Origin of the sequence: Sphingomonas naphthae (assembly GCF_028607085.1) — a bacterium.
GTDB lineage: Bacteria > Pseudomonadota > Alphaproteobacteria > Sphingomonadales > Sphingomonadaceae > Sphingomonas_Q > Sphingomonas_Q naphthae.
Genome location: NZ_CP117411.1, coordinates 440,730 through 453,443 on the forward strand (window position 1 = coordinate 440,730; position 12,714 = coordinate 453,443).

Genomic DNA, 12,714 nt, shown 5'->3' on the forward strand with positions numbered 1-12,714 from the left:
TGCAACCGGACATATCGTCCGGTTATCGAAAGGGCAAGCGGACATGATGTCCGCCTGAGCTTTCAGGACGATTCGATGAGCGACGAGCCCGAGGCTCCGGCCGACGAGACGGCACCGGCGGAGGATGCGGCGCCGGCCAAGCGTAAGCTGAGCGGGCGGGCCAAGGCGATACTGCTGGGGCTGGTGGTGGTGGCGCTGGTCGTCGGGATCGTCTGGTTCGCGCGCTATCAGGCGCACGGGAAGTTTCTGGAGGAGACCAACGACGCGCGCATCCGCGCCGATGCGGTGACGGTCTCGCCGCGCACCGGCGGCTATGTCGCCGAGGTGCTGGTGGCGGACAATCAGGACGTGAGGGCGGGCCAGCCGCTCGTGCGGATCGACCCGCGTACCTATCGCGCGCAGGCGGCGCAGGCCGACGCGCAGATCGCGGTGGCCGAGGCGCAGGCGGACAGCGCGCGGGCGCAGATCCGCGAACAGCAGGCGACGATCGAGCAGACCCGCGCGCAGTTGGCGGCGGCGCGGAGCAAGGCGGCCTATGACGCGGCCGAAGTGGCGCGCTACACGCCGCTGGTGGCATCGGGCGCGGAGACGCAGCAGCAGCTCGCCCAGCTGCGCCAGTCCGCCGCGCAATCGGCCGACGAGGTGCGCGCGCAGGCGGCGGCGCTGGAGATGCAGGAGCGGCGCATCGCCTCCTATCAGGCGCAGGTGCGGCAGGGCGAGGCGCAGGGCCGCGCGGCGGTGGCGCAGCGCGCGGCGGCCGACGTGGATGTCGGCGCGACCCTGATCCGCGCGGCGATGGCGGGCCGGGTCGGCGACAAGACGGTGACGGTGGGCCAATATGCCCAGCCGGGCACGCGGTTGATGAGCGTGGTGCCGCTCGACAAAATCTATGTGATCGCCAATTTCAAGGAGACGCAGCTTGCCCTGATGCGGGTCGGCCAGCCGGCGACGATCCGGGTGGATGCGCTCGACGGCACCGAATTGCCGGGCCGGGTGGCGAGCCTGTCGCCGGGCACGGGGGCGCAATTCTCGCTGCTGCCGCCGGAGAATGCGACGGGCAATTTCACCAAGATCGTACAGCGCGTGCCGGTGCGGATCGCGATCGAGGCGAGCCCGGCGGCGCGGCGGCTGCTGGTGCCGGGCCTGTCGGTGACGGTCACGGTCGATACGATCTCGGCCAAAGGCGATCTCGATCGCATCCGCGACGAGCAGGCCCGGCTGCGCGAGCGGGCGCGCTAGGCGATGGCGAGCGCCGCGCTTGCCGCGAAAGCCGCGCCCCCAAGGACCGGCGAGAAGGCCGATCTCGGCGCGTGGCTGGCGGTGGCGGCGGGCACGATCGGTGCCTTCATGGCGACGCTCGACATCTCCATAGTCAATTCCGCGCTGCCGACGATCGAGGGGGAGATCGGCGCGAGCGGGACCGAGGGGACGTGGGTCGCGACATCCTATCTGGTGGCGGAGATCGTCATCATCCCGATGGCGGCCTGGCTGGAACGGGTGCTGGGGCTGCGCACCTTCCTGCTGGTCGCGGCCGGGCTGTTCACCGCCTTCTCGGTGCTGTGCGGCATCTCCACCACCCTGCCGATGATGATCGTCGGGCGGGTGGGGCAGGGCTTCACCGGCGGGGCGATGATCCCGACGGCGCAGGCGATCATCGCCCAGCGCCTGCCGCCCTCGCAGCAACCGATCGGCATTTCCCTGTTCGGCATGACCGCCATTCTCGGGCCGGTGCTGGGGCCGCTGATCGGCGGCTGGCTGACCGAGAATATCAGCTGGCATTACGCCTTCTTCCTCAACCTGCCGATCTGCGCCCTGCTCATCACCTTGCTGCTGGTCGGCCTGCCCCATCAGCCGCTGAAGCTGCATCTGGTGCGCGAGGCGGACTGGCTGGGGATCGCCGGGCTGGTGCTGGGGCTGGGCGGGCTGACCGTGCTGCTGGAGGATGGCCAGCGCGAGCAATGGTTCGCCTCCGAGCTGATCCGGTACATGGCGCTGATCTCGGCGACGGGCTTCGCGCTGCTGGCGGCGGGGCAGATGACGGCGAAGCGGCCGATCGTAAAGCTCGCCCTGCTGCGCAACCGCCAGTTCGGATCGGTGTCGCTGATGGGGCTGGTGCTGGGGGCGGTGCTGTACGGCACCTCCTATGCGATCCCGCAATTCCTGTCGGCGATCGCGGATTACAATTCGCTCCAGTCGGGCAAGGTGGTGCTGCTGGCGGGTATCCCCAGCATCGTGATGCTCGCCTTCGTGCCCTTCCTGCTGAAGAAGGTGGACGTGCGGATCGCGGTGGCGGCGGGGCTCTGCATCATGGCGCTGTCGGCCTTTTTCGACGCCAATCTCACGATCGGATCGGACGGCGGGGATTTCACCCTGTCGCAGCTGATGCGCGGGGTGGGGCAAATATTGGGGATGCTGTTCCTCAGCCAGTCGGTGGTGCGATCGGTTCCGGTGAGCGACGCGGGCGACGCCGCCGGGCTGTTCAGCGCGGTGCGCAATCTGGGCGGCAGCTTCGCGCTGGCGGGCATCTCGATCCTTCAGGATCAGCGGACGTGGTTCCACTCGCGCCGGCTGGAGGAAACGCTCAACGCCAATTCGCCGATGGTGCAGGATTATGTCGCCAATACCGCGCGGTCGTTCGGCGGCGAGGCGACGGCGCTCCGGCTGCTCTCCCAACAGATACAGGCGCAATCCTTGGTCATGACCTACAATGACATCTTCTGGGTGATGGGCATGGGCACGCTGATCGTGCTGCCGCTCGTCCTGTTCCTGCGCCCGCTGCCCAAGCGCGCGCCGCCGGTGGCGGTGCATTGATGCGCACGATCGCTCCCCTCCTGGCGCTCGGCCTGCTCGGCGGCTGCACCGTCGGCCCGGATTACAAGGGGCCGCCGGCAACCGCCTCCGACGCGGTGGCGCGGGGCCAGTTCGTGCGCGCGGCCGATCCGGCGCTGCGCACCGGGCCGGGGCTGGCGCGCTGGTGGGAAGGGCTGGACGATCCGACCCTGACGGCGCTGGTGGACGACGCGCTGGCGCACAGCCCGTCGATCGACGAGGCGCAGGCCCGCATCCGCGAGGCGCGCGCGCAGCTCACCCAGCAGCGCGCGGCGCAACTGCCGAGCGTCAGCGCCAACGCCACCTATCTGCGCGCCCAGCTGCCCGGCACCGGGATCGGTGCGAACAGCGACGCGGCGACGGGCGAGGGCGGCGGGACCAGCAGCACGCTCGAATTCTACAATGTCGGATTGAACGCCTCGTGGGAGCTGGACCTGTTCGGCGGCGCGCGGCGCGGGGTGGAACAGGCGCGCCGCACGATCGAGGCGCGTTTCGCCGATCTGGCCGACGCGCAGGTGAGCCTCTCGGCGCAGGTGGCGCAGGCCTATGTCGGGTTGCGCGACGTGCAGGCGCGCATCGCGCTCAACACGGCGTCGGTGGGGTTGCAGCGCGAGCAGCTGGCGCTCAGCCGGCGGCGGCAGGCGGGGGGCACGGCTTCGGCGCTGGATATCGAACGGTTGCAGACGCAGCTGGAGACGAGCGAGGCGCAGACCATCCCGCTCGGCGCCCAGCGCGACGAATATCTCAACCAGCTGGCGGTGCTGACCGGGCGGACGCCGGGGGTGCTGGACGCGACTTTGGCCACGCCCGCGTCGGTGCCCTTGCCCCCGGCCGAGGTGCCGATCGGCAATCCGGCGGCGCTGATCGCCAACCGGCCCGACGTGCGCGCGGCCGAGCGCACCCTGGCCGCCGGCACCGCCGCGATCGGCGTCAGCCGCGCGAAGGAGCTGCCGGGCATCCAGTTTCTCGGCATTCTGGGGCTGGGCGGCAGCAAGCCGGGCGACATCTTCGATCTGGGCAATCTCACCACGATCGCCGCGCCGATGCTGAGCTGGTCCTTCCTCGATTTCGGCAAGGCGCGTGCGGCGACGCGGGCGGCGACGGCGCAGCGCGACCAGGCCGAGGCGAAATATCGGCAGGCGGTGCTGGAGGCGTTGCAGGATGCCGAGACCCAGCTGTCGCGCTTCGGCAGCTATCGCCAGCAGCTGGCCAGCAACCTGCGCGCGGAGGCATCGGCGCGGCGCGCGGCGGCGCTCAACGCGCAGCGGGTCCGCGCCGGGACGAGCGCCACCATCGACCAGCTCGATATCGAGCGGCAGGGCCTGTCGGCCTCGATCGCGGTGGCGCAGAGCCGGGCGCAGCTGACCAACAGCTTCATCGCGGTGCAGAAGGCGTTGGGGCTGGGGTGGATGCCGGAGCCCGATGGTTCAGCCGGGAAATAGCCGGATGTATGGATTCAAATCCGTTCGTCCCGAGCGAAGTCGAGGGGCGTACTCCCCGCGCAGGCGTCTCGACTGCGCTCGACACGAACGGTTTCTGAATAAGCCGAAACCCTGAACCGGCTCAGGCGCCGGGCACGTCCAGCAATTTGCCCGAATAGATCACCGGGCCGGTCGGCTGGCCGGTGGGCGATCCGCCGATCGGTTCGACCGAGATGGCGAACAGGGTTTCGGTGGCCGGGTCGATGGCGATGCCCTTCAGCGCGGTCTGGCCGCCGGGGGGCATCACGGTCATCGGCTTGGGCTTGGCGCCGGGCGCGATCAGCCAGAGCTGGAGGCTGTGGCCGGGGCGATCGGACAGGCTGATCGGGATGACGCGCAGCGCCTTGCCGGCCGGATCGTAGGTGACCATCAGCGCGGGTGCCGCGCCATCGGCGGTCAGCGCGGCGACGGCGCCCGGCCCCGCCTTCGCGGCGGGCGGCGGGGGTTGGTTGAGCCCGTTGAGCGCGACGCCGCTCGCGACGACGGCGACCAGCGCGGCGGCGATCGTGGCGACGCGCCAGCGCGTGACGCCGTTGTCGTTGGCGGGGGCCACGCCGCCGGTGGCGCGATCGATGCGCGGCCAGAGGGTGGCGGGCGGCGCGACGGGATCGCACGCCAGGTCGATAGGCGCGAGGCGCAGCTGCCACTGGCGCACGGCCTCCACCGCCGCCGGATCGGCCATCAGCCGCCGGGCGAAGGCGCGGCGCTCGGCGACGTCGAGCGTGCCGAGGACATATTCGCCGGCGGTGAGATCGATGTCGGGGTCGTCAGCCATCGAGGCACGCTTTCAGCGCGGCGAGGCCGCGCCGCAACAGCGACTTGATCGTGCCGACCGGCTTGCCGCTGCGCTCGGCCAGATCCTCGCGGCTGTCGCCATGGATATAGGCGGCGAGGATCAGCGCGCGGTTGGCGGGATCGAGCCGGTCGAGGCAGATGTTGAGGGTGGCGAGCGATTCGCTGGAGGCTCCGCCCATCGCGACGCTCAGCATTTCGGGATCCGTGTCGCTGCGCCGGTCGCTGCCGCGCGAGATGCCGCGTCGCCGCAGATCGATCGCGAGGTTGCGCGCGACCGCCGCGAGCCAGGTGAGCGGCGCGCCGCGCGAGGCGTCGTAGGCGCCGGCACCGCGCCAGATTCGGACAAAGAGGTCCTGCATCGCATCGTCGGTCTCACTGCGGTCGATCAGGATACGTAGCAACACTCCGTAAAGTTTTGGTGAGGTGCGACGATACAGCGCGGCGAATGCGGCGCGGTCCTGCTCGGCGACCGCCGCCAGCAGCATTTCTATCGGCTGGTCGTCGAACGGATCGTGCATCGGGCGGCAAGATTAGGCGAAGTGACGGAGAAAGCGAGCGGAATTGCGAGGGGTGGTCAGGAATTCCCCTCCCGCACGCGGGAGGGGGAAGGCGAGGGTCAGCCCTTGTGGGTGGCGCGCCACGCTTTGACGGCGTCCATCGACTTGGAGACATGGCCGGCGGGATCGAGCGCCGAATATTGGAAGATGATCTTGCCGTCCGGCGCGATCACGAAGGAGGTGCGGTTGGATTTGGCGACCACCGGCAGTTTCACGTCATAGGCGTCGATCAGCTCGGGCTTGGCCGAGGCGACCGCGAATTTGTTGCGGCATTCGGTGACCGAAAATTCGTTGAGCTTTTCGATCGGGTCGGCCGAGACGCCGATGACGGTGGCGCCCAGCTTGGTGAAATCGTCGGTCGCCTCGGCGAAGTCGTGCGCCTCGATCGTGCAGCCCTTGGTGAAGGCGGCGGGGTAGAAATAGAGGACGACCGGACCCTTCTTGAGCGCCTTCTTCAGATTGAAGGCGAAAGGCTTGCCGGCGAGCGTCGCCTGCGTGGTGAAATCGGGCGCCTTGCTGCCGACCGGAAGCGCGGCGGCGAGCGGGGCCGCCGCCAGAAGGGCCAGAGCGGCGAAGAGGGGGCGGGCCATAGGTGATTCTCCTGGGGATCGGATCGATTCGGGGCGGACCATCCACCGCCCGAAGGCGAAAGGCGAGTCCGCCGGGGCGGATACGTTCGGCGGACCCGATCGGATGCAGCCCATGCCGCGTTCATTCTGTCACGAATCGCTGTCATGATCGCAAGATCGCGGCCCGCCGCCGCCGCGCGGGACGCCGGGGGCCTCGCCCGAATGGCCGATTTCCGCCAATCGTTACGTGCCGTTCATTTTCGCTGCGACTTGTAAGAAAAGTGTCGCCGACCGCCGGTAGCCGGACCCCGAAGGGCGCATCGCAAATCTCGCGCCCCACCATTTCACGATCCAAGGGGGTTCCGATGAAGTCCATGCGCACGTTCCTGTTGCTCGGCTGCGCCGCCGTGTCGCTTGCCGGCTGCGGAGCCGACGACGTGGCCTCGCCCGGCGAAGGCACCATCGTCACGCCGACGCCCACGCCCACTCCGACGCCTACCCCGACGCCGACGCCCACCCCGACCCCCACGCCGACCACGGGCCCGGCGGCCAGCTGCCCGACCGGCACGATCGATCGCGGCACGATCACCAACGCGACGAGCAGCACGATCTGGCGCAACTGCGAAATCTCCGGCCGCATCTCGGCCGATTACACGGTGCAGAAGCTGCCCGGCACGATCTACTCGCTGGCCGGCCCGGTGAACGTCGGCACCGACGTGGGCGGCACGACCACCCCGGTCGCGGGCGGCCAGGCCGTCACGCTCACCATCCAGGCGGGCGTCGTGCTGTTCGCCAGCTCGGGTAACGACTATCTCGTCGTCAACCGCGGCTCGCGCCTGAACGCCATCGGCACCGCCGCGTCGCCGATCATCTTCACCGCGCGCGACAATGTTCTCGGCACCGCGACCGACAGCAGTCAAGGCCTGTGGGGCGGCATCATCCTGCTCGGCCGCGCGCCGATCTCGGATTGCAACACCAGCGTCCCCGGCGGTTCGGCGACCTGTCAGAATGTGATCGAGGGCACGACCGGCTCGCTCTACGGCGGCAACGTGCCGACCGACAATTCGGGCACGATGCAGTACGTCCAGATCCGCTATTCGGGCTTCCAGATCGCGGCCGGCAACGAGCTTCAGGCGCTTACCACGGGCGGCGTCGGCTCCGGCACGACGCTCGATCACATCCAGAGCCACAACAGCTCGGATGACGGCGTCGAATTCTTCGGCGGCCGCCACAATTTCAAATATTACGTCGCCACCGGCACCGACGATGACGTGCTCGATACCGACCTCGGCTATCGCGGCACGATCCAGTTCGTGCTGGCGATCCAGCGCGACGCCACCAACGGCGACTCGATGATCGAGGCGGACTCGAACGGCAACGAGGATGCGCTGCCCCGCCAGTACACCCGCGTGTCCAACGCCACCTTCATCCAGCGTTCGACGACGCAGGGCCTGAACGTGATGCTGCTGCGCGGCGGCACGGATTATGCGCTGCTCAACTCGGTCGTCACCGGCCCGGCCGGCACCGCCTGCCTCGACATCGACGAGACCGGCGGCACCGGCACCCGCGCCGCCGACGCCACCCTCCAGGATCTCGGCGCGCCGGTGTTCCGTTCGGTGGTGATGAGCTGCGCCACGCCGTTCCGCGACGACGGCAACGTCTCGCTCGCGACGCTGACGACGATCTTCGGTTCGGGCACGAACAACAACAATTCGGCCTTCACCCCGACGCTCACCAACGTCTTCGTCAACGGTGCGAACGAAACGGCGGTCACCGCCACCGACCCGACGACGTTCAACGCCGACACCTACGGCCCGGCCAACACCGCCGCGCCGAACCAGCTGACGTCGGTCGCCTACATCGGCGCGGTGCGGAACGCTTCCGACACCTGGTACGCGCCGTGGGCGTGCAGCTCGGCCTACGCCAATCTCGGCACGGCGCTCTGCACCGCCATCCCGACCAACTGATGCCTGCCGCCGCCGGGGCCGATCGCGTGAACACACGCGGCGCCCCGGCGGCTTTTTATACGTTTCCAGGGGGACGAACACGATGACAACCGCCGCGACCGCATGGCGACTGGCCCTGCTGGGCTGCACCACGCTGGCGACCTCGCCGCTGATGGCGCAGACCGCCGCCCCGCCGGCGACCGCCGGCCGCCCCGGCGGATCGGTCCAGCCCGCGACCCCGCCGCAGACCCGGCCCGAACAGCTCCCCGAAGCCGAAGCGCCCGTCGATATCTCGACCGCCGGCGCCGGTGGATCGGATGGCGGCGAAATCATCGTGCGTGGCCGCTACATCCCGCAGCCGGTGCGCGCGACCCCGCAGGTCATCAGCGTGCTCTCCACCGCCGACATCGCCCGCGCGGGTGACGGCGACATCGCCTCGGCGCTCGGCCGCGTGACGGGCCTCACCGTGGCCGGCAACGGCTTCGTCTATGTCCGCGGTCTCGGCGATCGCTACTCGCTGGCGCTGCTGAACGGCCTGCCGCTGCCCTCGCCCGAGCCGCTCAAGCGCACCGTCCCGCTCGATCTGTTCCCGACCAGCGTGATCGCCAGCGCGGTCGTGCAGAAGAGCTTCTCGGCCAATTATCCGGGCGAGTTCGGCGGCGGCGTCATCAACCTCACCACCCCCTCGGTGCCGAAGGAAGCCTATCTCACGATCGGCGGCGGCGTGACGTGGGACAGCGAGACGACCAGCAAGCTGGGCTACACCTACTACGGCAGCAACACCGACTGGCTGGGCTATGACGGCGGCACCCGCAAGACGCCGGGCGCGCTGAAGGACGCCTTCCTGTCGACCCGCGCCCTGACGCCGGGCAATTACACCAACGCGCAGCTCCAGGGCTTCGCCGCCAGCCTGTCGAACGCCAGCACCACGCTCCTCCAGCGCAATTTCAACATCCCGGCCAATTTCTCCGGCGACCTGAGCTTCGGCGCTTCGAAGGAAGTGGGCGACATCAACCTGGGCGTGTTCGGCGCGGCGGGCCTCAGCAATTCGTGGCGCACGCGCGATATCCGCCAGCAGGTGTCGAACGATCCGCAGCTCGCCTCGCTCCAGCGTGACCAGCAGACCGTCATCACCGACAACCGCATCGTCGCCAACGGCCTGCTCGGCTTCGGCGCGGAATTCGGTCCGCACAAGATCCGCCTGACCAACCTCTACATCCACGATACGGTCAAGCAGGGCCGTCTGTCGGCGGGCTACAACGCCAACGTCGGCGGCGCGGACCCGATCGCCAACCCCGATTTCTACGGCACCCCGCCGATCCTGACGCAGAACACCAACTGGTTCGAGCGCCAGCTGTTCGTGACGCAGGCGGTGGGCGAATATAAGTTCGGCGATCTCTCGCTGAACCTGCGCGGCAGCTATGCCAACACCAAGCGCAAGGCGCCCTACGAGCGGACCTTCGGCTACACCTACAGCACCGCCGCCCGGGATTATGTGAACTCGGTGTCGAACGTGGCCGGCCAGTCGGCGCAGATCGCCTTTTCCGACCTGAACGAGAACAGCTACGCCGGCGCCGGCGACTTCGGCTACAAGCTGCCGACCGCGCTCGAATGGCGCATCAGCGGCGGTTACAGCTACAACCGCAATTCGCGCACCTCCTATCGCTACGTGTTCGATTATGTCTCGGGCAGTGGCGCGTTGCCGCTCAACGCCTCGCAGCAGCGGCCCGACTTCCTGGTCTCGGATTACAATATCTACACCTATAATATCCGCCTGATCGACGCGTCGGGCAGCCAGGGCACCGCCGCCTACGACGCGGGCCTCACGGTCCACGCCGGCTACGGCCAGATCGAGGGCGAGCTGGCCAAGGGCCTGCGCATCGCCGCCGGTGTCCGCTACGAAGACGGCAAGCAGTCGGTCCAGCCGCAGGGCGCGGGCTTCGCCGCCACGCTCATCAAGGCCGATTACTGGCTGCCGGGCGCCACCATCACCTGGAATTTCGCCGACGACATGCAGTTCCGCCTGTCGGCCTCCAAGACGATCGCCCGCCCGCAGTTCCGCGAGCTGGCCTATCAGATCTACCAGGATTACGAATCCGATCGCGCCTTCACCGGCAACCCGTTCCTGACGGACAGCAAGCTGTGGAACGCCGACGCGCGCTATGAATATTTCATGGGCCGCGACCAGATCATCGCGGCGGCCGCCTTCTTCAAGCGGCTCGACAATCCGATCGAGCAGGTGGCGTTCCTGGCGGGCGGCGGCGCGCTGCGCACGGGCTTCGCCAACGCGCCGAAGGCCGACCTGTACGGCGGCGAGATCGAGGCGACGCATTATTTCGACCTGAGCGGCATGGGTGGCGACCTGCTCGCCGCGCGCAAGCTGCGCGTGTCGGCCAATTACACCTACACGCAATCCAAGCTGAAGGTGGCGAGCGGCAATGTCGTCGGCCCCGACCTCACGGTGGTGGCGGCCTCCGCCCTGTTCCGCGACGGCGCCCCGCTGACGGGCCAGTCCGACCATATCGCCAACGCGCAGATCGGCATCGAATCGAGCGATCACCTGTCGCAGCAGACGATCCTGCTCAACTACGCCAGCCCGCGGGTGAGCAACCGCGGCCCGATCCAGGGCACCGGCCGCCAGCCGGACATTTTCGAGAAGCCGGGTTTCACCCTCGATTTCGTGGCGCGCGAGGAGATCAACCTCTTCACGCCGATCGAGATCAAGTTCGAGGCACGCAACCTGACCGGCCGCAAGGTGGTGGAATATCAGAAGACCGACACGACCCGGATCTTCGTCAACCGCTACCAGCTCGGCCGCACCTTCTCGCTCTCGGCCAGCGTGAAGTTCTGAGCCTAGGATAAGCCAGGGGGAAGGCGGTAGGCCGAGGGGCCCGCCGCCTTTCTTATTGGGGTTCGTCCTGTCGGCGCGGGCTGGCCTCCCCGGGCGGCTGGGTCGCCGTGTGCTGTCGAGGGAGGCCCGGACTGCGCTGAGGCGAGTATGGTATCGGGCGATCGTTGCGCGCGGGAGCCTTCTGTCGATCATAATGAAAAACCCCGGCCACCGCCTTGCGCGATGACCGGGGCTCCGCCCGAAGGCGCCGGCGGGTCGCCCCGCCGGCCGGATCAGATGTGGATCGGCTTGCCGCGCACCGCCATCGCCGCTTCCTTGGTGGCTTCGGCATGGGTCGGGTGGGCGTGGCAGGTGTAGGCGATGTCCTCGCTCGTCGCGCCGAACTCCATCGCCTGCGCCGCCTGCGCGATCATCGTGCCGGCCACGCTGGCGATCATCCACACGCCCAGCACCTTGTCGGTCTCGGCATCGGCGATCACCTTCACGAAGCCCTCGGGCTCGTGGTTGGTCTTGGCGCGGCTGTTGGCGAGCATCGGGAACTTGCCGACCTTGATCGCGCCCTTCTCCTTCGCCTGCTCCTCGGTGAGCCCCACGCCCGCGATCTCGGGCATGGTGTAGACCACGCTCGGGATCACATCATGGTTCACGATGCCGGTCAGGCCCGCGATATTCTCCGCGACCGCAATGCCCTCGTCCTCGGCCTTGTGCGCCAGCATGGGCCCAGGGACCACGTCGCCGATCGCCCAGATGCCGGGCACCGACGTGCCGAAATCATGGTCGATCTCGATCTGGCCGCGCGCGTTGACGCTGATGCCCGCCTTGTCGAGACCCAACCCGTCGGTGTTGGGCTTGCGGCCGATCGACACCAGCACGGCATCCGCCTCGATCGTCTCGGCCGCGCCACCGGCGGCGGGCTCCACGGTGAGCGTCGCCTTGGCACCCTCCACCGACACGCCGGTCACCTTGGTCGAGAGCTTGAGTTCAAGCCCCTGCTTCTTGAAGATCTTGTTCGATTCCTTGCGGACCTCGCCGTCCATGCCGGGCAGGATCTGGTCGAGATATTCGACGACGGTGACCTTCGCGCCGAGCCGCTTCCACACCGAACCCAGCTCCAGCCCGATCACGCCGCCACCGATCACGACCATGTGGCCAGGCACCTTGGCGATCTCCAGCGCGCCGGTCGAATCGACCACCACGCCGCCGGCATTGTCCACCGCGACGCCGGGCAGCGGCGTCACCGACGAACCCGTGGCGATGATGATGTTCTTGGCGCGATAGCTCTTACCGCTCACCTCGACCGTATCGGCCGACGTGAAGCTGGCGAGGCCCTTCAGCCACTCGATCTTGTTCTTCTTGAACAGATATTCGATGCCGCCGGTCAGGCCCTTCACGGCCTCCTTGCGCTGGCCGTGCATGGTATCGAGGTCGAGTTCGACCGTCGCCTTGATGCCCAGCTTCGCGAGCTTGCCGGACGCGGCCTCCTCATACAGTTCGGAGGCGTGCAGCATCGCCTTGGAGGGGATGCAGCCGACGTTGAGGCAGGTGCCACCCAGGGTCGCGCGGCTCTCGGCGCACGCCGTCTTCAACCCCAATTGCGCCGCGCGGATCGCCGCGACATAGCCGCCGGGGCCGGCACCGATCACCAGAACGTCGAAATCATAGTCAGCCATCACCAGCCTCTTTCGT

Annotated in this window: 9 protein-coding genes; 5 read left to right on the forward strand and 4 right to left on the reverse strand. The window is 68.5% G+C overall.

All coding sequences use genetic code 11. The annotated features are described in order from the left end of the window. Positions 1–75: 75 nt before the first annotated feature. The 3 genes from PQ455_RS02220 to PQ455_RS02230 are packed head-to-tail and all read left to right on the forward strand — an operon-like array spanning position 76 to position 4,271. Complete coding sequence (locus PQ455_RS02220; RefSeq protein ID WP_273688804.1) at positions 76–1,239, forward strand: HlyD family secretion protein; 1,164 nt, start codon at positions 76–78, stop codon at positions 1,237–1,239. A 3-nt stretch (positions 1,240–1,242) separates the two neighbouring features. Beyond that, a complete protein-coding gene (locus PQ455_RS02225) occupies positions 1,243–2,811 on the forward strand; it encodes an MDR family MFS transporter (RefSeq protein ID WP_273688806.1) in 1,569 nt (522 codons plus the stop codon). Continuing rightward, entirely contained in the window at positions 2,811–4,271 is a 1,461-nt protein-coding gene (locus PQ455_RS02230) for an efflux transporter outer membrane subunit (RefSeq protein ID WP_273688807.1), read from the forward strand. The genes PQ455_RS02225 and PQ455_RS02230 overlap by 1 nt, the downstream gene beginning before the upstream one ends. A 121-nt stretch (positions 4,272–4,392) precedes the next feature. Here PQ455_RS02230 and PQ455_RS02235 read toward each other — a convergent pair whose 3' ends face one another. From PQ455_RS02235 to PQ455_RS02245, 3 genes are all read right to left on the reverse strand, one after another. Beyond that, positions 4,393–5,085: an anti-sigma factor gene (locus tag PQ455_RS02235; RefSeq protein ID WP_273688809.1), complete on the reverse strand. Its 693-nt coding sequence runs from the start codon at positions 5,083–5,085 to the stop codon at positions 4,393–4,395. Next, positions 5,078–5,623, reverse strand: a complete 546-nt coding sequence (locus PQ455_RS02240; protein WP_273688811.1) for a sigma-70 family RNA polymerase sigma factor — start codon at positions 5,621–5,623, stop codon at positions 5,078–5,080. Before PQ455_RS02240 ends, PQ455_RS02235 begins: the two co-directional genes overlap by 8 nt. 98 nt (positions 5,624–5,721) lie before the next feature. Continuing rightward, a complete protein-coding gene (locus PQ455_RS02245) occupies positions 5,722–6,252 on the reverse strand; it encodes a peroxiredoxin (RefSeq protein WP_273688813.1) in 531 nt (176 codons plus the stop codon). Between the two features lie 344 nt (positions 6,253–6,596). Here PQ455_RS02245 and PQ455_RS02250 point away from each other — a divergent pair, with 344 nt between their 5' ends. Next, positions 6,597–8,198: a hypothetical protein gene (locus PQ455_RS02250; protein ID WP_273688816.1), complete on the forward strand. Its 1,602-nt coding sequence runs from the start codon at positions 6,597–6,599 to the stop codon at positions 8,196–8,198. Between the two features lie 82 nt (positions 8,199–8,280). Continuing rightward, entirely contained in the window at positions 8,281–11,028 is a 2,748-nt protein-coding gene (locus tag PQ455_RS02255; RefSeq protein WP_273688818.1) for a TonB-dependent receptor domain-containing protein, read from the forward strand. Positions 11,029–11,300: 272 nt separating this feature from the next. Here the strand turns inward: PQ455_RS02255 and lpdA are convergent, their stop codons facing one another. Beyond that, on the reverse strand, positions 11,301–12,698 hold the full coding sequence (gene lpdA, locus PQ455_RS02260; RefSeq protein ID WP_273688819.1) for a dihydrolipoyl dehydrogenase: 1,398 nt from the start codon (positions 12,696–12,698) through the stop codon (positions 11,301–11,303). Positions 12,699–12,714: the final 16 nt, after the last annotated feature.

Excerpts from the sequence above, each read along its gene's own strand:
- lpdA (WP_273688819.1), bottom strand. The coding sequence starts at position 12,698 with ATGGCTGACTATGATTTCGACGTTCTGGTGATCGGTGCCGGCCCCGGC.
- PQ455_RS02225 (WP_273688806.1), top strand. The coding sequence starts at position 1,243 with ATGGCGAGCGCCGCGCTTGCCGCGAAAGCCGCGCCCCCAAGGACCGGC.
- PQ455_RS02255 (WP_273688818.1), top strand. The coding sequence starts at position 8,281 with ATGACAACCGCCGCGACCGCATGGCGACTGGCCCTGCTGGGCTGCACC.
- PQ455_RS02220 (WP_273688804.1), top strand. The coding sequence starts at position 76 with ATGAGCGACGAGCCCGAGGCTCCGGCCGACGAGACGGCACCGGCGGAG.
- PQ455_RS02250 (WP_273688816.1), top strand. The coding sequence starts at position 6,597 with ATGAAGTCCATGCGCACGTTCCTGTTGCTCGGCTGCGCCGCCGTGTCG.
- PQ455_RS02245 (WP_273688813.1), bottom strand. The coding sequence starts at position 6,252 with ATGGCCCGCCCCCTCTTCGCCGCTCTGGCCCTTCTGGCGGCGGCCCCG.
- PQ455_RS02240 (WP_273688811.1), bottom strand. The coding sequence starts at position 5,623 with ATGCACGATCCGTTCGACGACCAGCCGATAGAAATGCTGCTGGCGGCG.
- PQ455_RS02235 (WP_273688809.1), bottom strand. The coding sequence starts at position 5,085 with ATGGCTGACGACCCCGACATCGATCTCACCGCCGGCGAATATGTCCTC.
- PQ455_RS02230 (WP_273688807.1), top strand. The coding sequence starts at position 2,811 with ATGCGCACGATCGCTCCCCTCCTGGCGCTCGGCCTGCTCGGCGGCTGC.